23 protein-coding genes and 2 pseudogenes are annotated in these 21149 nt (G+C 58.6%); 12 read left to right on the top strand and 13 right to left on the bottom strand.

All coding sequences use genetic code 11. From position 1 onward, the window contains the following. Positions 1–2 precede the first annotated feature (2 nt). The 4 genes from HMPREF9695_RS06805 to HMPREF9695_RS06790 all read right to left on the bottom strand — a co-directional run bounded on the left by HMPREF9695_RS06805 (position 3) and on the right by HMPREF9695_RS06790 (position 4710). The gene (locus tag HMPREF9695_RS06805) at positions 3–758 is read right to left on the bottom strand and encodes an ABC transporter ATP-binding protein (protein WP_006020089.1); all 756 of its coding nucleotides are present in this window, start codon (positions 756–758) and stop codon (positions 3–5) included. Beyond that, positions 755–2551 (bottom strand): branched-chain amino acid ABC transporter ATP-binding protein/permease, encoded by a 1797-nt coding sequence (locus HMPREF9695_RS06800; protein ID WP_006020088.1) that lies wholly within the window; start codon positions 2549–2551, stop codon positions 755–757. The genes HMPREF9695_RS06805 and HMPREF9695_RS06800 overlap by 4 nt, the downstream gene beginning before the upstream one ends. Continuing rightward, on the bottom strand, positions 2548–3423 hold the full coding sequence (locus HMPREF9695_RS06795; protein ID WP_006020087.1) for a branched-chain amino acid ABC transporter permease: 876 nt from the start codon (positions 3421–3423) through the stop codon (positions 2548–2550). The genes HMPREF9695_RS06800 and HMPREF9695_RS06795 overlap by 4 nt, the downstream gene beginning before the upstream one ends. A gap of 153 nt (positions 3424–3576) precedes the next feature. Beyond that, positions 3577–4710: an ABC transporter substrate-binding protein gene (locus HMPREF9695_RS06790; protein WP_245258761.1), complete on the bottom strand. Its 1134-nt coding sequence runs from the start codon at positions 4708–4710 to the stop codon at positions 3577–3579. Between the two features lie 349 nt (positions 4711–5059). Here HMPREF9695_RS06790 and HMPREF9695_RS06785 point away from each other — a divergent pair, with 349 nt between their 5' ends. From HMPREF9695_RS06785 to HMPREF9695_RS26300, 6 genes and pseudogenes are all read left to right on the top strand, one after another. Further along, complete coding sequence (locus tag HMPREF9695_RS06785; protein ID WP_006020085.1) at positions 5060–6010, top strand: LysR family transcriptional regulator; 951 nt, start codon at positions 5060–5062, stop codon at positions 6008–6010. A gap of 189 nt (positions 6011–6199) precedes the next feature. Then, positions 6200–6418 (top strand): hypothetical protein, encoded by a 219-nt coding sequence (locus HMPREF9695_RS26765; RefSeq protein WP_245258774.1) that lies wholly within the window; start codon positions 6200–6202, stop codon positions 6416–6418. After that, positions 6382–6961 (top strand): annotated as a pseudogene (locus HMPREF9695_RS06775) (pyridoxal-phosphate dependent enzyme); the annotation flags it as partial. The gene HMPREF9695_RS26765 and the pseudogene HMPREF9695_RS06775, both read left to right, overlap by 37 nt. Before the next feature lie 57 nt (positions 6962–7018). Continuing rightward, positions 7019–7336: a tryptophan-rich sensory protein gene (locus HMPREF9695_RS25230; protein ID WP_051054966.1), complete on the top strand. Its 318-nt coding sequence runs from the start codon at positions 7019–7021 to the stop codon at positions 7334–7336. Between the two features lie 74 nt (positions 7337–7410). After that, positions 7411–7800, top strand: a complete 390-nt coding sequence (locus HMPREF9695_RS06765; protein ID WP_041711446.1) for a response regulator — start codon at positions 7411–7413, stop codon at positions 7798–7800. A 506-nt stretch (positions 7801–8306) separates the two neighbouring features. Then, on the top strand, positions 8307–8543 hold the full coding sequence (locus tag HMPREF9695_RS26300; RefSeq protein ID WP_006020080.1) for a hypothetical protein: 237 nt from the start codon (positions 8307–8309) through the stop codon (positions 8541–8543). Between the two features lie 151 nt (positions 8544–8694). On the opposite strand, the gene HMPREF9695_RS06760 is transcribed toward HMPREF9695_RS26300, so the two are convergent. Next, the gene (locus tag HMPREF9695_RS06760) at positions 8695–9831 is read right to left on the bottom strand and encodes a patatin-like phospholipase family protein (protein WP_245258723.1); all 1137 of its coding nucleotides are present in this window, start codon (positions 9829–9831) and stop codon (positions 8695–8697) included. 423 nt (positions 9832–10254) lie between these two features. Between HMPREF9695_RS06760 and HMPREF9695_RS06755 the strand changes: the two genes are divergently transcribed. Next, complete coding sequence (locus HMPREF9695_RS06755) at positions 10255–11145, top strand: LysR family transcriptional regulator (protein WP_006020077.1); 891 nt, start codon at positions 10255–10257, stop codon at positions 11143–11145. 11 nt (positions 11146–11156) lie between these two features. Here the strand turns inward: HMPREF9695_RS06755 and HMPREF9695_RS06750 are convergent, their stop codons facing one another. Next, on the bottom strand, positions 11157–11858 hold the full coding sequence (locus tag HMPREF9695_RS06750; RefSeq protein WP_006020076.1) for a peroxiredoxin-like family protein: 702 nt from the start codon (positions 11856–11858) through the stop codon (positions 11157–11159). A 212-nt stretch (positions 11859–12070) separates the two neighbouring features. Here HMPREF9695_RS06750 and HMPREF9695_RS06745 point away from each other — a divergent pair, with 212 nt between their 5' ends. Then, positions 12071–12529: a DoxX family protein gene (locus HMPREF9695_RS06745; protein WP_006020075.1), complete on the top strand. Its 459-nt coding sequence runs from the start codon at positions 12071–12073 to the stop codon at positions 12527–12529. Between the two features lie 49 nt (positions 12530–12578). On the opposite strand, the gene HMPREF9695_RS06740 is transcribed toward HMPREF9695_RS06745, so the two are convergent. The 3 genes from HMPREF9695_RS06740 to HMPREF9695_RS06730 all read right to left on the bottom strand — a co-directional run bounded on the left by HMPREF9695_RS06740 (position 12579) and on the right by HMPREF9695_RS06730 (position 14621). Further along, positions 12579–13346 carry an HvfC/BufC family peptide modification chaperone gene (locus HMPREF9695_RS06740; protein ID WP_006020074.1) on the bottom strand — a complete coding sequence of 256 codons (768 nt, stop codon included), beginning with the start codon at positions 13344–13346 and terminating at the stop codon, positions 12579–12581. A 14-nt stretch (positions 13347–13360) separates the two neighbouring features. Continuing rightward, positions 13361–14254: an MNIO family bufferin maturase gene (gene bufB / locus HMPREF9695_RS06735; protein WP_006020073.1), complete on the bottom strand. Its 894-nt coding sequence runs from the start codon at positions 14252–14254 to the stop codon at positions 13361–13363. A gap of 73 nt (positions 14255–14327) precedes the next feature. After that, positions 14328–14621, bottom strand: coding sequence for a BufA1 family periplasmic bufferin-type metallophore (locus tag HMPREF9695_RS06730; RefSeq protein ID WP_006020072.1), 294 nt, complete (start codon positions 14619–14621; stop codon positions 14328–14330). A gap of 257 nt (positions 14622–14878) precedes the next feature. Here HMPREF9695_RS06730 and HMPREF9695_RS06725 point away from each other — a divergent pair, with 257 nt between their 5' ends. The 4 genes and pseudogenes from HMPREF9695_RS06725 to HMPREF9695_RS06710 all read left to right on the top strand — a co-directional run. Beyond that, positions 14879–15361 carry a DUF302 domain-containing protein gene (locus HMPREF9695_RS06725; RefSeq protein WP_006020071.1) on the top strand — a complete coding sequence of 161 codons (483 nt, stop codon included), beginning with the start codon at positions 14879–14881 and terminating at the stop codon, positions 15359–15361. Between the two features lie 201 nt (positions 15362–15562). Further along, positions 15563–16045 carry a cupin domain-containing protein gene (locus tag HMPREF9695_RS06720; RefSeq protein WP_006020070.1) on the top strand — a complete coding sequence of 161 codons (483 nt, stop codon included), beginning with the start codon at positions 15563–15565 and terminating at the stop codon, positions 16043–16045. 105 nt (positions 16046–16150) lie between these two features. Next, complete coding sequence (locus tag HMPREF9695_RS06715) at positions 16151–17368, top strand: MFS transporter (RefSeq protein ID WP_006020069.1); 1218 nt, start codon at positions 16151–16153, stop codon at positions 17366–17368. Between the two features lie 13 nt (positions 17369–17381). Next, a pseudogene (locus HMPREF9695_RS06710) lies at positions 17382–17858 on the top strand (adenylate/guanylate cyclase domain-containing protein); the annotation flags it as partial. Positions 17859–18192: 334 nt separating this feature from the next. Here the strand turns inward: HMPREF9695_RS06710 and HMPREF9695_RS06705 are convergent. From HMPREF9695_RS06705 to HMPREF9695_RS06690, 4 genes are all read right to left on the bottom strand, one after another. Continuing rightward, positions 18193–19134 (bottom strand): HlyD family secretion protein, encoded by a 942-nt coding sequence (locus HMPREF9695_RS06705; protein WP_006020067.1) that lies wholly within the window; start codon positions 19132–19134, stop codon positions 18193–18195. Beyond that, positions 19134–19373 (bottom strand): DUF3302 domain-containing protein, encoded by a 240-nt coding sequence (locus HMPREF9695_RS06700; protein ID WP_006020066.1) that lies wholly within the window; start codon positions 19371–19373, stop codon positions 19134–19136. Before HMPREF9695_RS06700 ends, HMPREF9695_RS06705 begins: the two co-directional genes overlap by 1 nt. Continuing rightward, complete coding sequence (locus tag HMPREF9695_RS06695; protein WP_006020065.1) at positions 19370–20770, bottom strand: DUF1254 domain-containing protein; 1401 nt, start codon at positions 20768–20770, stop codon at positions 19370–19372. Before HMPREF9695_RS06695 ends, HMPREF9695_RS06700 begins: the two co-directional genes overlap by 4 nt. Before the next feature lie 97 nt (positions 20771–20867). Continuing rightward, entirely contained in the window at positions 20868–21119 is a 252-nt protein-coding gene (locus HMPREF9695_RS06690) for a hypothetical protein (RefSeq protein ID WP_006020063.1), read from the bottom strand. Positions 21120–21149: the final 30 nt, after the last annotated feature.

Genomic DNA, 21149 nt, shown 5'->3' with positions numbered 1-21149 from the left:
GGTCACTCCTTAGGCTTGTGGTTAGGGGTAGACTTCTTCTTGCCGAGGAAAGCTTCCATCACCTCGGGATCGCTCGACAGGGCCGTACTTGGCCCTTCGCGCGCGATCTTTCCGTTCGCGACAACGAAGCCATAGTCGGCGATCGCAAGCGCGTAGGATGCGAGTTGCTCTACAAGGAGGATGGTCAGCCCTTCCTTGTTGAGCATCGTCAGCACACCCATCAATTGATCGACGATCTTCGGCGCGAGACCGAGCGAGAGCTCGTCGATGATGAGTAGCTCGGGCTCCGCCATCAGTCCGCGCGCAATGGCCAGCATTTGCTGCTCGCCGCCGGACATGCTGCCCGCCTGTTGATGGAGCCGCTCTTTGAGCCGTGGAAACAGGGCGAGAACTTTTTCCAGCGACGAACGCGACTTCGGACTCTTGATGCCGCCCTGCAGATAAGCTCCGAGGACAAGGTTGTCTTCGACCGTCTGATCCGGGAACAGAAGACGCCCTTCGGGCACCATCACGAGTCCGCGTGCAACTTTGCGGTCGGCGCTGAGGCTGGTTGTATCTTCGCCGCGGAAGAATACCTTTCCGCTCGACGGCCGCACGAGGCCCGTGGCGCCGCGGACCATAGATGATTTCCCTGCACCGTTGTTGCCGATAACCGCGACCAGCTGACCCCGCTTGACGCTGATCGAGATGTTGCGCACCGCGACCGCCGTGCCATAGCGCAGTTCCAGATTCTTGATCTCGAGAAGAACGTCGCTCATACGCCCGCCTCCGCAGCCTTGCCGTGGTGGGTGGACGTGCCGAAATAAGCCTCAATCACACGCGGGTCGTCCTGGATCGCGGACGGACGGTCGCTGGCAATGACCTGGCCGTAGTCGAGCACAGTGACGTTATCGGCGAGCGCCATGATGAGATCGACATGATGCTCGATCAGCAAGACGGAGATGCCCAGTTCCGCGATCCGGCGCACCATCTCCTCGAGTTCATCGATCTCCTGGGTCGTCAGGCCGGCGGCCGGCTCATCGAGCAACAGCAGCTTGGGCTTCGAGGCCAGCGCCCGCGCAATCTCGAGCCGGCGCTGCAAACCGAATGGCAGGAAGCGCGCTTCTTCATTTGCGTATGGCAACAGGCCGACAAATGCGAGCAAGCCGATGGCCGTCTTGCGACATTCGAGCTCCTGGCGGCGCATGCGTGGTGTGCGCAGCAATGCATCGAACACACCGTAAACCAGACGCTGGTCGTACCCGGCCATGACGTTTTCCAACACGCTCAGCTCTCCGAAAAGCTCGGTGTTCTGAAAAGTGCGGGACAGACCGAGACGCGCAATCTCGAGTGAGCGCCGGTCCGTCAGGTCGATGCCATCGAGACCGAACTCACCCTCATTTGCGCGATAGAAGCCGGATATGGTGTTGACGAAGGTCGATTTGCCCGCACCGTTCGGGCCAATCAGGGCGTGAATTTCCCCGCCCTTTACCCGCAGTGAGGCCTTGGAAAGCGCAGTTAGGCCGCCGAAGCGCACGGTCAGACCATTCGCGACAAGCTCCGACGACTGTGTCGTTTTCTCACGCCGGAGCGCCGCCTCGGCCGGAAGACCTTCGGATGCGTCAGGCACGGGCTCCGCAGGGCGGAAACGCTTGAATAAATAGGCGAGCGTGCCGACGATGCCGCGCGGCAGCGCGAACATGACCAGCAACAGCAGCGCGCCATAGGCGAACTTCTGCCACAGCTGGAATTGCTGCAAGTACTCCGGCAGGTAAGTCAGGATATAGGCGCCGATGACCGGCCCGAAGGTTGATCCGGCACCGCCAAGGATCACCATCAGCAGAAAACGGACGCTGTCCGAGAACGTGAATATGTCCGGCGAGATGTAGGAGTTCAGAAACGCATAGAAGGTTCCGGCTATACCGGCCGTGACGGACGAGATCACAAAGGCCATCGTGCGCATGCCCGTGGGATTGATGCCGAGCGCGCGTGCGGCGGTCTCGCTCTGCGAGACCGCGAGCATGGTACGGCCGTAGCGCGACAGCTTCAGGTTATGAATGAGCAGCGTGAGCACGAACAGCGTGACCGCGAGAACGCCATAGAATGCGAAGCCCGACAGCGGAATGCCGAAGATGTTCGGTCGGGGGATCGACGTCAGGCCAGTCGTCCCGCCTGTAAGCGACTGCCATTCGATCGCAACGTTCTCGACGATGATGCCGAACGCGATGGTGACAACCGCCAGATAGACGCCGCGCACACGCACCGTGGGAAACGCCAGAAGCACACCAAAGAGGCCGGAAACGATGGCCGCGCCGATGCCGGCGGCAACGATATCGAAGCCCAGCCGCATCGCGAGGATTGCGCCGGTGTAGGACCCAAGCGCGAAGAGGCCCGCCTGCCCCAGCGATACAAGGCCGGTCATACCGACCAGAACGTTCAGACCCACGGCAATCACGCCGTAGATCAGGAACAGCATGAACAGCCGCAGTTCATACTCGTTATCGGCCATCAGGGGGACCGCAACGAGAATGATCGCGAAGATCAAAAATCCGATCGGGCTGAGGTACTTCATACCTTGGTCACCTCTCGCTTGCCGAACAAGCCCTGCGGGAAGGCAAGCAACACCACGATCATGATGCCGAAGCCGATGATTTCCCGGGCGGCGGTCGAGATGTAGCCCTCAACGAATTTCTCCATCACGCCAAAGCCGAGGCCGACGATGACAACACCCGGCGCGCTCGTAATGCCGCCGATGATCGCAACCGCAAATCCTTTGAGGCCGACCAGCGTGCCCATGGTGGCGGACACCTGGATCACCGGAGCGACCAAAACGCCGGCTGCCGCCCCCAGCAACGACGCCAGCCCGAATGAAAAGGCGACGATTCGATTGACGTTGATACCCATCAGCGCTGCCGCACGCTTGTCATGAGCGACGGCCTGCATGGCGCGTCCCACCAGCGTATGGCGCTGCATCAGGCGTAGGCCGATCATGATCAGGACAGCCACTACGGGAATGATGAGTTCTTGCGGATAGACGCCGGCTCCGAAGATGTGAATCGCGCTTTTCACGCCGGGCGACGGCAGCGGCCGCGAGAAGCCGCCGAACTGAATCGTGGCGAGGGATTCGATCATGACGCCGACTGCGATGGTCGTTAGCATCCAGCCGATCGAGGTTGAACTGGTCGCGAACGGACGAACAGCAAAACGCTCAAGCAACACGCCGAACACGGCGCCCGCAGCGACGCCGAGCGCGCAGGCAACAGCCAATGGCAATCCGGCATCGACTCCGAGAACGGCAAGTACCGCACCCAGCATCAGCGTGTCGCCATGGGCGAAGTTTACAGCCTTGGCTGACGACCACATGATGTGGAAGCCAAGCGCAACAAGGGCGTAAATGCCTCCGATCGCAAGGCCCGACAGGATGTATTGAATGGTTGTCGTCACAACTCGATTTATCCTTGGGGGAAACAGCTTGGGTGAACTTCACTTGCGGCGGATCGCGTGACTCATACGCGTCCAGAAGGCGCGCGCCACACCTGCGCCGCGCCGCGGATGACCGATGGCCGCGAGGGGCCATCGGTGGAGATCGGATTGCGATCAGTTCGTCTTGTTGAAGCTTGTCTGCTCGATGGGAAGAAGTTTGCCGTCGGACCAGACCGTGAGCTTGTAATACTTCGGCAGAATGGCGTCCTGGCGCTCCGGATCGGCCGCATCGAACGCCGGCTTGTAGTCGGCTACGAGGCCTTCGTAGTTCACGGTGTAGAGAGCTTCGCGAACCTTCTTCCAGTCGTACGATCCGGCCTTCTCGATCGCCTTGGCAATGATGTAGACCGCGTCGTAGGCGTTGCCGACGCCCGAACCCATCTTGATTTCCGAGGGATCCTTGACGCCATACTTCGCCTGCAGCTTTTGCCAGAACGCTTTCTTCTTGGGATCCATCTCGCCCATGAAGGTGTAGGTCTGCACGACCTGGACGCCGTTGGCGAGCGGCCCGGCAAGTTCACCGAGGTTTCCGGCGATGCCCCATGCACCGATAATCGCAGGCTTGTAGCCAACCTTATCCATGGAGCGGACGATCTGGTTGCCCTCGCGGTCGAGCGCCCAGAGCAACACCACGTCCGCACCTGCGTCGCGCGCACGCATGACCTGCGGCGTCATGTCCTGATCGTTCCAGTTAAATGTCTCAGCGGCTGCAAGCTCCTTGCCAGCCTTGGCCATCGCATCCTTCACGTCGGGCAGCGCGCCATTGCCCCAGCCGGTGTTCTCGTAGAGAAATGCGATCTTGCCGGTCTTGGACGACTTCACTGCCTGTTCGACGAGGAAGCGCGCGACCCACTTGTCTTTCGCCGAGACGCGGAACATGTAGTTCGGATTGCGACCGTTCTCGATCGCTTTGGTGTTCGCGGCCAGCACGCCGACATAGGGAATTCCGATTTCATTCACCGGCTCAGCCTGCGCAACCGCGACAGTCGAGTGATATCCGCCGAGGATCGCAATGCACTTGTCGGAAAGCGCGATCCGGCGCGTGTTGTCAACGCCCCGCGGAGGTGCGCCAGCGTCGTCATACTGAACAAGGCTCAGCTTTTGGCCAAGGACACCGCCCTTGGCGTTGATTTCATCGATGGCAGTCTCGGCGCCCATCTTGATCGCCAGCCCGCCGAACGCCGCCGGCCCGGTGACGGCCGCCGAGTTGCCGATGCAAGGCTTTTGCTGGGCGTAGGCAGGAGCCATGGCCAGCACAAGCAAAGCGGTTCCGGCAATCAGCCCGTCTCGTATCCTCGTCTGCGAAATCATGTCGACATCTCCCGCTCTTCAATTGAACAGCCGCAAGGCATGTCCGGTGAGGTCGAGCTAATCGGAGGCGCGTCGGCCAAACAAAGACCAAATTCCGATGAGATCTATAGGTATAACCTATTGATGATGCACTGCACGCGTTTGATGCATATAAATCCAATGCAAACTAATGATTACGTTGGAGAAATTATGACAATAGGCAATAGGTAATTATAACTGCTCAATAGATTTGCATCGCCCGGCTGATAAAAATCCGACGGCGCATGCTCAACGCATCGAGATCTCAATGGACTTACGACAACTTAAGTACTTCGTGCAGATTTCGGACAGCGGAAACTTCTCCCGCGCCGCCGAGGTGCTGCGTATCGCACAGCCTTCACTCAGCCAACAGATCAAGAGCCTGGAGGAAGAACTCGGTGTTCAGCTTCTGGTGCGCCACGCCAGAGGCGTCACCGTGACGGAGCAAGGCCAGCAGCTCTATGACCGCGCATGCCGGATTCTCCAGGAGGTCGATGACGCCAAGGATTCAATCCGTCTCCAATCGTCGGATCCGTCCGGACGCGTCACTGTCGGCCTCCCGACATCGGCGTGCCGCGGAATCTCCGTCGAGCTCATCCGCACGATGGGAAGACTTCTGCCGAATGTGAACCTTCATATCGTCGAAGCAATGACCGGCTATCTCGACGAACTGATTCAAGCGGGCCGCCTCGATGTGGCGCTGCTTTACAATCACAAGGCCTTCGAACACGTCGCATGGACCGAGATGATGACGGAAGAACTGATGCTTTTCGTGCGCAGCCACCACTCCCTTGCGAAGCGAAAATCAGTCCCGTTTCAGAACGTCTTCAAATCGCCTGTTGTGTTGCCTGGCCGCCCGAACGTGGCGCGCGCTCTGATCGAGCAACTTGCCGCCCGACACGACATTGCCATCAACGTCAAGGATTGCGACAGCCTGCCGGCAATTGCCAAGATGGTCTGCCATTCGGGATTTCTGGCGATCATGCCGCACTTCGCATTTCTGGATGAAATCGCGCGAGGAGAGATGGTTGCAGTACCCATCGTCGATCCCACCCCATCATGGACGTTGTCCGTGGTGGTTTCGCAAAGAACCATGAATACGCGCGGCAGCGAGGCGGTGGCCCGCGCGATGGCGGACCTGATCGCGGACATGGTGGAGCATGGGACCTGGCGCGCAAGGCTTCGCGGGGGAAGGACAAACAAGCCGTTGCCCGCGTGAAATGCGGCGCGGTTGAACTTGCTGCGACGTGTATCGGCTTTCAGGCATTGCAAGAACGAACCGAAGATAACGTTCGGCAGGTACCAATAATTTATCTCCATACAATGTCCGCTATGGGCAATTATACGCGGCAGAAAGGCTCAAGCTGGCTCGGTCGCTCGCATCTCGGCGCAACTCGTCGAAGGCCTTGTGATCAACGCGATCCGGGAGCACCTCGCGGTCGACCCGCAAGCTCCCGACGATCAGCTCAGACGTCATGTCGTGGATTCCGTTTCTGACGTCATCGTTTACCCTAAGAAGATCACGATCCGCCTGCAGCCAGACCATGCGGATGCGATCGAGATCCCATGGCAAGCCCCGGCGAAGAAGAGCAGTGCGTCATTGGAAAAGAGACGCGACTGCAAATGATCGAGGCAGAAGGCCGCCTTCCCGATTCACTGGTAGCATGCATTGGTGACGGTTCTAATGCGATCGGCTTATTTCATCCGTTTCTCGATGAGCCGACGGTTGAAATGTATGGCGTAGAGGCTGCGGGTCGTGGGCTCAAAAGTGGAATGCATGCAGCGTCCATCGTCAGGGGACGGCCCCCGGCGTTCTTCATGGAAATCGGACCCATCTGCTGATGGATGACGACGGCGAGATCGAGAATGTGCACTCAATCTCGGCCGGTCTTGATCATCCGGGAGCAGGACCCGAACATGCATGGCTCGATGCCATCGGCCGCGTAAAGTACATCTCTGCAACGGACGACGAAGCTGTGTCCGCGCTTTACTTTTGCGCCGAGTTAGAAGGTATTATTCCAGCTCTTGAACCGTCACATGCCTTGGCGAGGGTCACGCCCCTCGCTCCACGAAAAAAAGAGAGCATTTGATGGTCGTCAATTTGTGCGGCCGCGGCGATAAAGACCTTCTGTATGAAAGTGTGAACCACGCGTTTTTCCACCGCCGATGAGAAAGTGGCGCCCCGCGATTTCCGCTGTGAAATGTCCCATTGGCTGCACAAGAAAGGATGAAAGTTGACACTACCGTCATCGTTGCGACCACCGTCACCTTGCTCGTCCTCGGCATCGGGGGCCGGATGACCACAGTCGGACCTTGGTACGAAAATCTCGTCAAGCCGAAATGGACCCCACCGAACTGGGCGTTTGGACCTGCATGGACAATTATCCTTGGTCTTGCGGCGTGGTCGAGTGTGCTCGCCCCTACGGTTTTCAGTTTTATCGCTGATAATCGAACTAGCGCAGCTCTCCTCAAAAGCAAGCTGGCTTCTGTTGCCTTATATTCTTGGGGTGCCGTTCGCAGCGTTTCTCAAAGATTGTTCGTCTGAATGCTCCGTTCAGCACGACCCACCAAATAATTAAGATCGCTTCTAGCGACCCAAACCAGCCAGAAAGGTGCACTGTGAAAGATGAAATACTCATCCTTGTCGTCAAAGACGAAATGCTACTTCAGGCGTTGTTCGAAGAAACCCTGAAAGACGGCGGATACGATGTAAAAGTTGTTTCGACCGGCGAAGATGCCATTAAACTGTTGGACGCGGATGAGCCCAAATATCGGGCTCTGGTCACTGACGTCAATCTTGGCCGAAAGGTCGATGGTTGGGATGTCGCGCGTCGTGCTCGCGAGATCAACGCAGATGTTCCAGTAGTCTACATAACCGGCCACGGCGCCGCCGATTGGGCTTCGAGGGGCGTGCCAAATAGTATCGTGCTCACGAAGCCCTTCGCCCCAGCGCAGCTCATCACAGCTGTTTCGCAGTTGATAAACACCGGTCAGACCCCAACGCAGTAAGCTCATCAAAGGCCCGATCGGCAGAGATGAAGCCTCGGCCCTCAATGTGGCTGACAGCACATTAACCGCCACCTGAAGCCTCAGCCGAGCTGCAACCAGGCGCTTCGCTGAGCACCTTTATGAAAGGCTGATTGAAATCTCCCGGTAATCACAAGGTTCTGATCCGACGAAACGAAGGGGCGAACTGTCGTCCATGGTGAGCAAGGAGCGCCGCTATCGCGACACTTTCTGCTCAGCGTTTGCCAACTTCTCGCCCGCCATTCCTCAGACGGCTCTCTCCACTTCTTCTGCATGGATTGGCGCCATTGACGCGGGCGTGTGCCAGGGCGACAGCGTGAACAAGGGTCGGGTCGGCCTCACTGCAATCCCCGGCTCCAACCGACGTGCTGCATAGACGGCGCACATCGTGTCGACAGCCAAACGATATTTCAACTCCAAGATAATCAAGCCGATGGTTCTGACATAACACCGTGGATGTCCACGGCGATAACGTCAGGAGACGTAACATGCCCCTCGTCAAAATCGCAATTGCCGCAATAGCCGTCCTCGCCGCATATGCAACCTCCGCCTCGGCCGACGTCCGCTATGCTGGTTCTCCCAAGTTCGGTGGCTACTACGTTAGTAACTCACCGATGTCTGCCAGAGCCCAAATGCTGCCGGAAAGCCGAGCCAGCTCCAGTGTTCCTGTCGCTACGTCGAAGCCTTACATGCGCCAGGGCGGCATCAATTCCCGCGGAATTTGATTTTGGTCCGGACTCGGATCTAACATTCCCGGTTCGCCGGGACATAACTCAAACGCGGCGAGACCTCGAACGACTCTCGCCGCGTCACATTTTTTATGCGGTGAAACCTGCAGTTCACCATCTCTCTCGCCATACAGAGCGACAGCCGCCTTTACTCGGCTGCTGTGGGCATCGCTGCCGTGTGCTCGTGAAGGACGACTCCAGCGAGCGGATCGAACTCGCCAACCCAGGGGGACCGATCGAGCACATTTCTCGCGTGCATGTATCCCGCCGTCCAGCGCTGACGAATGCCGGAGGGACTAAAATCAATATCCTTCGTGTGATTTTCCCAATCGAGTTGCGGCGCGAGAAGACGAACGACGTGCATCTGGGTCTGACATCCGTATCCAGCTAGGTCACGCACCACTTCGCTGTTGCGTTCGTCTTCAGGCAGGCGCGCAACGAGTTGGGTGATGACGTGCCGCAGGCGATGAGCCTGCTGCTGGCGTGTGATATGGCTCGATATCCGGCTCGAATACTGGATGTCTTTATGCCGGTTCAGCACGTCCGCCATTGTCTGCGGGTCCGCGCCGGTAGGATTCCACATGTGGACCGCGAAGATCAGTGAGTTCTTGCGCGGATTGTCATCGAATACCGCTTCGGTCGGCGTATTCGACAGAATACCGCCGTCCCAGTACAGTTCCCCCTCGATACGCACGGGAGGAAAAGCCGGCGGCAGAGCCCCGGACGCCAGGATATGCTTTACGCCGAGATCGGAATCACGGCTGTCGAAATACCGCATCTGGCTTGAGCGCACATGGGCTGCGCCCACTGTCAGGCGAGGCGAGCATTCATTCACCAAAGAGAAATCGACAAGATCGAGCAGCGTCTTTTCGAGCGGCTCGGTTGAATAGTACCCGGCCCTGTCCGCTCCGACCGGATAATCCGCGCCAAGATGCGCAAATAGATTCGGGGTGAAAAAGCCAGGTATCCCGCTCAACACCGTCGACCAATACGACAGGATCTCCGCCACGCCTGGCCACATCGCGGGGAACGGCCAAATCGGCTTCCGCTCCATCCGGCTCCAGAATTCCTGCAAGCGCTGGACACGGCTCTCGGGCAGATTTCCCGCGATCAGGCTGGCGTTAATCGCGCCAATCGACGTGCCGATAATCCAGTCCGGCTCGATGTTGGCTTCGTGAAGGGCCTGATAGACACCCGCCTGATAAGATCCGAGCGCCCCGCCACCCTGCAGAACCAGCACCACTTGCCCCGGAAGTTGCTGGTCGGAGGATTTGACTGCTCGCATTTTTAGGTTGTCCTGAAGGTGTTTCATCGCAGCGCCACTCCTGACCAAAATTTCTCGGACCGATGCGTGTTAATGCGCCGTCCAGCCGCCATCGACCGGCAAAGCAATGCCCGCGATGGAAGCTGCGGCCAAGCCCGATCCCGCTGGTCGAACCTGTCACCAGCGCAACCTTGCCGCTTAGGCTACATCTCGCGATAGCAGCTTGTGGTCTTGTCTGAATGTTCATAGCAGGCCTTCCCTGTGATAGAGTGGTCTTGAAGACCCCGTTTGCTCAGGAAAATCTACCTGTCGGCCTGCGTTTGCGGAAATACCCGCTGGCTTCCGTATCCATGCCCGGTTGCTATCAATGTTTTGATACGGCTGCAGCGTATATTCGGATACAAATACGCAATCTAGTCCGCATGTACCAAGCGGGGTGCGGTCATGGAAATGCACCAGGTTCGATATTTTCTGGCGGTCACCAAGACGCTGAATTTCACGCGAGCGGCCGATGAATGCAATGTTACGCAGCCCTCATTGACACGCGCCATCAAGCAGCTTGAGGCTGAACTCGGCGGCGATCTTTTCAGGCGGGAGCGGCCGGCGGCGCAGCTCACCGAGCTCGGGCTGCGTATGCTGCCGCTGCTGAAGCAATGTTACGATGCCGCCCTCGGCGCGCGGTCGCTGGCGTCTTCGTTCAAGAGTGGTGAAGTTGGCGCGTTGCGGATCGCGATTACGGAAGCCGTGGATATTTCGCTGATCATCCCTCACCTTGAGCAGCTGAAGCGGCTGTTCAACCGGCTCGAATTCAAGATCCTGCGCGGCACCAGCAAGGAAGTCGGGGAATATCTCAAGAAAGGCGAGGCCGAACTGGGAATAGCCGCCGAGATCGGGGAAGACTGGGATCGGCTGGATAGCTGGTCTCTGTTCACGGAGGGATTTGACCTCGCGATGAGCAAGAAACATCTAATCGACGATCAGGGCAATTTTGGATTCGAAGAACTGAAAAAATGCCAGCTTCTGACCCGCAGTTACTGTGAGCATGCCGCCCGCCTGAATGCCGATCTCAGAGCGCACGACATCGATGTCGATCACAGCCACGAAATTTCATCCGAATATGACTTGATAAAGCTGCTTGAGGCAGATGTCGGTGTTGCCATCGTTCCACAGAGTTCTCCAGCACCGGAAACCCTCAAGCGCATCCGCATCGACGGACTCGATCTGCACCGCACGGTTCAGCTTTACGGTGTCGCAGGCCGCGAGCGGACGGCTGTTGCATCCGCCGTCATGAAGATGATGCGCGGTGCCGACTGGTCGCGCTACGCGGAATCCTGAACAAGCGGGAGTTAGTTCGAGCTTTTGAAAGCCTTGATCAGATCATCGATATCCATGCGATTGCGGAAATCGGGATCGACAAACCGTGCTTTCACCAAGCCGTCAGTACCCACCACGAAAGTGGCGGGAATTGGCAACATCCATGCGTTGTTGCCGTGATAATTTGGAATGTCGCGCCCCGATAGAATTTTCTGCAGATCCGGACTTAGCCAGATCGCGAGATTCAGCATCAGCGCATAACCATTGTCGAGATCGGTTAGGATCGGAAACAGCGCATCAGCATTCAATTTGAACTCCTGAGCGAATTGCTGCCGCTCCGGCGTGATGATAACGACTTGTCCGCCGGCGGCGGTGATCTTGTCCTGCGCCTTGACAAGTGAATTGACGTTGATGCGGCAATAAGGGCACCAGTGCCCGCGATGAAACATCACGGCGACCGGTCCTCGGGACAGATACGACTCCAGACTGACCAGTGCGCCAGTCTCGTCGGGCAGAACGAACGGTGGCATCGGCTCGCCCGGACGTGGCGAGTTCTCCCCGCCGGCATTTTCATGAATGCGCGCCACAAGTCGATCAACCGCTTCGCCATACTCCGGCAGCACCTCGTGACTGACCGCGGAATACGCCTCGAGCCGCTCTTTCAGAGTGCCGTCCATGTCGCGACACGCTTCGAATGCCTGCTGAAGGCGCTCCGCGGCGGCTTGTGGAATCATGCTGTTCTCCAATCAACCGATCTTCTGGCTCGACAGGCCGTCAAACGGGGCTAGCCTCTTGCCGAGACATCATCGATCGGTGGCAGGCGGCAAGTCCAGCGCAAACTTCATAGTCCCAGGCTATGGGTACAATGGTGAAATGGCATTTCGATCGCACGGCAAACCGGCGTCTAGTGGACGCAAGGCATTTCGGCCAAACGCGGGAGCATGTCATGCGCATCACTCAGCTACTCAACAAGGGCCGCGGCCTCGCCGATCATATCCCCTACAGCTTTGTCGCGATTGCATCCCGCATCGCGGTGGCAAGCGTGTTCTGGCGTTCAGGCCAGACCAAGGTTGCCGGATTCTCGCTTCGTCCGGAAACATTCGTTCTGTTTCGCGAAGAGTATAAGGTTCCTCTGCTGCCGCCCGATATCGCCGCCTATATGACCGCGATCGCCGAACATGCACTTCCGGTCCTGCTGGTCGTCGGCCTGGCGACGCGGCTGTCCGCACTCGGTCTGCTGTTCATGACAGCGATCATCGAAATTTTCATCTATCCAGGCGGTTGGCCGGAGCACATTTTGTGGGCGGCGTTGCTGCTTTCGATTATCGCCCGCGGCCCTGGCGTGATCTCGCTCGATCACCTGATCTGGCACCCTCGCCGGCCGGCCCTCGCCTATGCCCGTTAACGGATCCCCCGAGGAAACCTGTCCGACCGCTAACGTGGCCGGATTTTTTTTAGATGAACTCCACCACGATGCGAGCGCCGATCAGCATCGACAGGTTCGCAGGGAGATCGAAGTCATTGGACTCCCGCAATCCCTCGGCAATTGCCTCCGCCATGGTCAGGCCTTTGGCGAGTGACATCAGGAAAGCAAAACCGCCGGGGGGCAACTTCCACACCTCAACCTCCAGCTCCGGCCGTGCGATCAATGCGCTCTCCCTCCCCCAGCTTCTGGCGGTCTCTTGCGCACCCATTTCACTGGAGTGCCAAACCGAGACGATCGGGAAACGCGAAGAAACAAGCGAGGCCGAGGGATGAAGCCTCACCCGCAACTCGCCGAACCGCTCAAACGGCACAGCGGCGAAAGCGTCTGGCGTGATCGGAAGAACATCTGCGGCATGATAGGCGCGCGCTCGCGCCAATTCGAGCTCCGCAATATCGGCGACATATTTGAAGTAGGCCGCCGCCCCCAGATCTCTAATGAACCCAGGGAACGCTCCGCCGTAGCTCAGAAGAACCGGCGAGCGAGGCGGATACGCAAGAACGAATTGCCGCCCCCGATCGAAAAACGACTCATCCCCGACAACGGCACGGACTATAGGGAAACGCGATGCAATGAAATTCATCAGGCCCGCTGAAACATTGTTGCGATAAATAGCAAACCCGCTTTCAGCACGTCGGCGGGTGGAAGCCCGGACGAATGCAGGCACAGCCGCGGACAAATTAAAGATCGAAGCGGCAAAGGATGCCTGCATTCGCGCCTGTCCAGCCCATTTCTGCATCGGCCGTCTCCACCTTATGCTGCGATCATTCGATTGCGGCGCTGAACCTCCGCGGCGAGCGCCATTTTCGCACGCTCGACCTCGCCCGCGACAACGGAGAACGATGGAACGTCGTTATCCCATTCGATCAGCGTCGGGACAGGGCCCGCCCGCGACAGCACACGGCGGTATAGCGCCCACACGGCTTCGGAGGTCTCCGAACCATGCGCGTCGATCAGGAGCCGATTACCGTCGGCATCCCTGTCCTCCGCGAATCCACCCAGATGGATTTCACCGACATATTCTACGGCGAAACTGTCAATATAGTCGGCTGCGTCGAAGCCATGGTTGATGGCCGAAACATAGACGTTGTTGACGTCGAGCAGCAGGCCGCAACCGGTTCGGCGGGCAAGCATGCGCAAGAACTCGACCTCGTCCATATCGCTCGATTCAAATCGGATGTAGCTCGAAGGATTCTCCAGCAGCATACCCCGGCCCAACGTCTGCTGGATTTCGTCGATGTGATCTGCGACGCGTGCAAGCGTTTCCGCGTTGTATGGCAGCGGGAGAAGGTCATTCATGAAGACGCCGTCGTGAGTCGACCATGCGAGATGCTCGGAGAACATTGATGGTTCATACAGCTCGATCAGCTTTCTCAACCGCTGGAGATGGTCGCGGTCAAGCGGACCTGCGCCACCGATGGACAGACCGACGCCATGAATGGACAAGGGAAAGTCCCGGCAGATACGGCGAAGCAGGTGATGTGGCGGGCCCCCGGCGCCCATATAGTTCTCTGCGTGGATTTCGAAAAAGTCGACGCGCCGGGTCCCGCTGAAGATGTCTTCGGCATGCTCATGCTTCAGGCCAGTTCCCGCGCTGACGCCGTTGACCAGCATCGGCGGCGGGCATTGCATGCGGATCTCCGTCATCTCCTCGTCCTCCTCTCCGGCGTAAGGATGAAGGCGGGTCAGCCTCAGCTGACCCGCCATATCGTCACAGCAATCAGACAGGCCGCTTGATCGGGCTGAGCGATCCCATCCCGAACGGCGTGGTCGTCTTGACGCAGGTGCCCTTGTCGACGAGCTTCCAGGAGTTGCCCTGATAGTCGATCTTGGACGTGGCCGCGCACGTCGTCCCGGCGCCCGCAGCGCAGTCGTTCTGCCCCTTCAACGCAACGCCAAAGCACTTTTCCTTGGTGGGTTGCTGGGCCTGCGCCGTCGCGGAAACCATCGCGAGAGCCGACGTGAGCGCACCCGCAATGGCCAGCGAGGTAATCATCGTGGATTTCTGAGTCATCGTGGATTTCCTTGTCCGAATAAAGCGCCCATTGATCGAGCGTGCCTTATTGGAGGACAAGCTTTCCCTTTTTTGAAATGCTGTTGCCCGATCGTCTCGATAGCGCCCGGGTATGGCCGGGCAAACTCGCTGGACTTCAAACAACTGCTCGCAATAGCGCGCGGCTATGGAGACAGAAGCAAGTCAGCATTTTTGATCCCGCGCATCCAGCGGCACCCTGACGCCAGCTTTTACACACGCGGGTCAGGAGACTCCCAATGACTGTAATCACCTTCAAATTCCGCGCAGCCCTCATCCTCGCGGCGCTGCTTGTGTTGCAGATGGCATCCTTCGCCAAGGCCGAAGGCGACGACGGAATCGTCAAGGTCAAAAGCGCGGTGTCCATCACGGTGGCTGTTGCGCGCATTAAGAAAGATATAGCGGGCAAGGGCATCAAGTTCTTCATGGAGATCGACCAGTCGAAACTGGCTGCCGATGCCAAGATCAAGCTGCGGCCGTCGACGCTTCTGATTTTCGGCAATCCGCCGCTTGGTACGCAGTTCATCACTTCCAATCCTAATGCCGGCCTCGACTGGCCGGTCCGCTTGCTGCTGACCCAAGATGCAAATGGCGACGTCTGGGCTGTGTGGACCGACTTCCACTGGATCGCCAAGCGCCACGGCATCAAGGATCGCGATGCGCAGTTCAAGATGGCGACGGCGGTCGTCCAGTCGATCACATCGACAATCCAAAGCAAGTGAAACTCTGACAGCTACCAGCAGCTGCTTCTAAAGGCATTTTTGCGGTGTAAATTTTTTTGATGGCACCGCGCCCTCGATACAGCATAGCGGGCCGCTATCGACTTGGAAGCAACCCGGCATTTCCACATTCGATCCGGCAAGTCGATGGTAGCGCCTGTTGCTGCGGCTGCTTCAAGGGCCGGGCTTTTACAGGAGATGCACATGTTCAACATCAAGATTGAAACCCCCTCGCTTTGGCGGGGCCTCGCGACTGCCGGTATTGTCCTGACAGCAGCTTCGGCCGCTTCAGCCGGGGATTGCCCCGCGGACAAATTCAAACCCGACGTGCGAGAGAAGGTCGACTTCAAAGCCGTCGGCGTGACCGACACGACACTTGGCTCGATCGATCTCGAAAAAGAGCCGGCCAACATCAAGGGTCGCGAGCTGCGTTTTCGCAAGCTCGTGATTCAACCCGATGGCATCGTGCCGTGGCACAGCCACGGCGACCGTCCGGCACTGATCTATGTCGCGGAAGGCGAAATCATCGAATACGCCAGCAATTGTGTGGTCCCGATCGTCCATAAAGCTGGCGAAATCCGCCCTGAAAAGAGTGGAACATCGCATTGGTGGAAGAACCTTGGCGACAAAACGGTCGTGCTCTTCGTCGGCGATGTCCGCCGCGATCCGGACGACCACCATATGTGACGAGCGCGCCCCACGCTTTGTCGCACGATGTGACGCCCCGCTGCCCTGCCCCAACCCAAGCGCCGGGGCGTCACATCCCACTTACGATCATCCGAGGAACGCATCATGCACCAGATGCCCAGCACGCGCTCGATGCAAGGCATGACACCAGCCAGCCATTCACCGGGTGTCCTGCTACGCTCGTTCGTCATCGGGTTGACAGCGTTTTTGACGGTCGTTGATCTGTTCGCTACCCAGGCCATTCTTCCGACTCTGACAAGGCACTACAACGTCACCCCCGCCGCGATGGGCTTCGCCGTGAACGCGAGCACCATGGGCATGGCGATCGCCGGGCTGACGGTCGGCCTCTTCAGCCAGAAGATCGACCGGCGCATCGGAATACTCGTAAGCCTCGGCTTGCTTTCGATTCCGACGGCGCTACTCGCCGTTGCTCCAAACCTTCCGGTTTTTACGCTGCTGCGCGTTGCACAGGGCCTTTGCATGGCCTCAGCGTTCACATTGACGCTGGCATATCTGGGTGAACAGTGCAGCGCGATGGATTCCGGCGGCGCTTTCGCCGCTTACATCACAGGCAATGTCGCAAGCAACCTGATCGGGCGGCTAATTTCCGCGGCCGTCGCCGACAATCTGGGCCTCGCCTCCAACTTCTATTTCTTTGCGCTGCTGAACCTCACTGGAGCCGTGGTTGTCTATTACACGATCCACCGCGCCCAGCCGATGCAGCCCGACACGGGTCCGATCCGATCGCCCTGGTGCGCCTTGACAGATCATCTGCGTGAACCGGCGCTCCGCGCCGCGTTTGGAATCGGCTTCTGTGTCTTGTTCGCTTTTATCGGCACTTTCACCTACGTCAACTTCGTGCTCGTTCGCGCGCCGCTGTCGCTCGGCCGCATGCAACTTGGCTTTGTCTATTTCGTCTTCCTCCCCTCCATCATCACGACATTGATGGCCGGTGCAGCCGTACAGAGATTCGGCACCCGTCGGGCGCTATGGGGCGCGCTTACGCTCGCTTGCGCAGGCCTGCCGCTGCTGCTCTCGCCGCATCTCTTTGCAGTGCTTGGCGGTATGGTGATGGTCGGCGTTGGAACATTCTTCGCTCAAGCCGCGGCAACAGGCTTTGTCGGGCGCGCGGCGCTGGGCAATCGCGGCTTCGCCAGCGGCTTCTACCTCGCTTGCTATTTCTTCGGCGGGCTCGTCGGCAGCGCCGTTCTCGGCCAGTTGTTCGACCGCTTCGGATGGAATGTTTGCGTGGCCGGTATCGCGTTATCTCTGATCATCGCCGGCTTGCTGACCGCTCGCCTCAAGCTACCATCCGCGCCCTAGCTGGATCAGAAACATGCGCATCGGAATCCGCTTCGCCGTTTCAGCACTGGTCCTCACCTCAATTATCGCCAGCGCTACCAACGTGCATATTCTCTGGTGGCGAACAGCAGAGCAAACCAGTCAGACTCTCGCCAGAACGATCAACGAACAGATCGTATCCGCGGTCAGCAAGGAACTGACGTCGATCGCGACGGAAGCCCAATCCGCACACACCGCAATCCGCACTCTGTTTCTGCAGAACGTGCTGGACACTCGCGAAGCGGACAAACGTGAATTCGTGTTTCTTTCCCAGTTGCAATCGCAATCGACGATCTCATGGGTCGCCTTCGGCTGGCCGGACGGCACGTTCTTCGCGGCCCACAAACTGGGCGATGGCGGTTTGGAGATGATGGAGATCGCCCATACAGAGGGGAAATCCCAGCGGCGCGTCGATCGCTACGAGATGGTGACCGGTGATATCCAGTTCGAAAATCGGCGCGCAGCAACGACGCGATCAGAATGTGCCGTCTTGGATTATCCCGAATCGCAGCAGATCGCACCGAGGTCACGCCTTGTAGAATATCGATGCTATCGCGTGCTGTCTTAAGCTGGGGGTCAATACGATCGGCGGAAAGCTGTGCCACCGTACGCAGAAATGAACTTGCCGCGGCGCGCGTGATAGCCGCAACTCGGCTAAAGCTCAGGTATACAAGTGCCAAGCCAACGAACAGAACGGTTCCGACGAACAGCGGGATAATCGACGGTCTGCACCCGACGTGAAAGCACGCATCGGTCGGCAACCGCACGACGGACCTCCTTCCAGACTTTCCGAGTCACGGCCCCGGCTAAAACGGGTTGACGTAGTTCAAGATTGCGGTCTGCCGCAGCAACACGCGGCGAACAACATGGGTGGCCTTCAGTCTGTCTGTAAAGATCGAAGCTGTCCCCGTGCTACCTGCGGGCAGTGTACGAGAGAATTTAGCGTCATCCAGAATGACCCTGACAACGAATGGCACTGCCTGAATCGCTTTCGGCATCGCCGCCGTGCCGGATGTTTGCGCTTGTCCGGTTGCGATCGCCTGTAGAACGCTTTCCACTTTTCCCGTGTAGATTTTCCCGGGTATAAATTTGAAAGTCAGTTCGACGGCCTGTCCCGGCCTTATATAACGCGCGTCGTTCTGTGCGATCTCCACGCCAACGATCGTGTCTGACGTGTCGATAAAAGCCATGACCGGCGCGAGCGGCAGGTTGGCGACGCGGGCTCCCTTGCGGAGCGCGAGGTTGGTGACATAGCCATCGCCTGGCGCCCGCACGGTCGTCTTGTCGAGATTCCACTTCGCGCCATCGAGCTGCGCTTTCAGTTGATCGACTTCCGCCTGTCGCTGCTGAACATCGAAGGCGCGACCGGAATCCCGCGCGAGCAACTCACCCATCTGGGACAGCCGCTGCTCCTGCAATGTAAGCTGCGCCTGGATCGCCCTCACTTGCGCTTCATAAGGAACAGGATCGATCCGAAAGAGAACGTCGCCTGCTTTGAGAGGCGCGTTCGCCGTCACCGGCACTTCCGTTACCTCTCCAGCGACGTCGGGAACGATCGCCACCGCGTTCCGGACGACCAAGGCCGTGCCTTCTGGCGCACCCCATCCCATCGGAATCAGAAGGCCGAACAAGACCAACAGCAACACGACGAATGGAGAAAGCTTCCAGAACAGGTTGAAGCGCACGATCTTGAAGTGCACCAACAGGAAGAGCAGCACCAGGTAGGTGTTGATGATTGCTGCACCCATCACGCCTCTCCCGTCTTCCGCGAAGGGATGTCGACGTAAGCCCAAATGAAGGCGACAGGCCAAAGCGCAAAGCCACAGATCAGCGTAATCCATCCCGCGACCGTCACGGCTTGCGCGTACGGATGGTTACGGGTCTTTGCAATGTGCCCCGGCAGCCAGCCGGCGATGCAGAATACACCGATGGCGCTGGCGACCAGGATTATCAGCACGATCCAGGCGAAGATGTCGTAGCCGCTCATGGTTGCTTTCTTACGCCCGGCAGCCTGTAGCTGCCATCCAGGATCGGGGTCTGCGCCCCATAGAGACGCATGGTCAGATTGAAGCTTCCCGCGGGGGCCGGCAGCCAGTTGGATTGCTTGTCGGGACCGGGATTATCCTTCTGGATATAGATCGTGATCGACCCGTCCGGCGCAGTCTTCAGCCCATCGGTGGTGCTACCGATGCTGTAGCGCTTGAAATCGTTCTCGATGAAGAACTCCTTCTCGTCGTACATGTTGAGATTCCAGAACACGGAGACCGGCGGTATCTGATCCTTGGAAAAACGCAGGACATACTTGTTGACGCCGGTGAGCGGTGAGCCCTGATCGTCAACCCGCGTGTTCGGGTAGAGGATTTCCTCGGGCACGTTGGCGCCGGTGAGATTCGCGGACATTGCGGCGCGCAGGGCGTAGTCGGAACCGGCACGGCCGCCGCCCATCGTGTAGCGCCACCCTGCGACAGTCTCGGCAGCATTGACGTAGGTGTCCTCGATGATGGCCTCCGCGGTCACGGCCGCCCTGGCAAGTCCGCGTCTGGTCGGTTCGTCGAGGCTCTCCCAGTCGAAGCCGTTCGCCACGCTGAGGCCAATGGGGTGGGCTGCAGCGACGTCAGCGTCTCCGAAATCGTCGCTGCGCGAGAGAAACGTCTTCATGCCGAATCCGATCGTGTCGAACAGGCGGAGAGCCTCGGGAGCCGTGGGCTTGAATTCGAAACGCGCATATTCGTACTGCTTGGGAATTTCGAACCGCAGCCCGTTCTTCTGAAAGACCGAGAGAGGCAACGCCTGGAAGCCTTTCTGGACCTCACGCGCCGCAGGGAGATCGGCGTCGCCGCTCACGAAGACACGGTTGGCGATCACGGCAAGTTTCGTGCGTACCTTGATCTCCTTCATGCCGGCGGGAACAGGTCCGTGATAATCCGGTCCCGTAAGAAGAAAGAGCCCGGGTTCGGCGCCCTTGCTGCCCCCGATGTTGTAGACGACCTGATCGTAGTAGTCGCCGATCTGCACGATGTACCAGCGGTTTTCCTTGATCGTCGGAACGCTGACGACGACGGGCTCGATGGAAAGGTCGGCGCAGCCATAGCCGTCGATCGAAACGTTGTTCGGCGTGTTAACGAACTTGTCCGCGGCCGTCTTCAGATTAGGGAACTTGCGATAGTAGTTGAGACCCACGGCGCCAACCTTGAGGCCGGCGAAGAGCGTGTGGACGTTGTCGACAAATGGACGGCCCCAGATCGCCGTCTGGACGCCGGCAGCGTAAGCGCGCTCCTCGCGCACCCGCTCGGGAGGCATTTTTGATGGTGCCGATTGAGCATTCGCTGCCAATGTCAGGGCAGCCAGCACGGCCGGTACGATCATTGTTCCTGTGAATTTCATTGTCTGCTCCTCACTTCTCGCTCACGATATCCGAACACTCCGATCGCGCTGGTGACTAGGATGAGCAGGACGATCCAGGCGAAGAGGTCGTGGCCGCTCATTGGCCGTCGCCGATATTAAGGCGCTTGATCGCGAAGGCGCCGCCCACGATCATGTCGCCGTGTTCGAGGATCGAAGTTATGCCGCCGCAGGCGTTCCATTTCCGGCTATCGTCGGGAAATACCCAGCGGGCCTTGGTCTGTCCGGTCGTCCAGTCGATGCCGACATATTCGTAGATGCCGGCCATCGACGCCACGCCTCCTTGCGGCACCGACGGATTCCTCACCTCGGCCGAACCACTCTCGGGCATTGAAGTCTCGCTGGTCGCGAGACGCCGGAA

The organism is Afipia broomeae ATCC 49717 (assembly GCF_000314675.2).
In the GTDB taxonomy this organism is placed as follows: Bacteria; Pseudomonadota; Alphaproteobacteria; order Rhizobiales; family Xanthobacteraceae; genus Afipia; species Afipia broomeae.
Note: the sequence above shows the minus strand (reverse complement) of the source record. Positions and strands in the feature narration are given on the sequence as shown.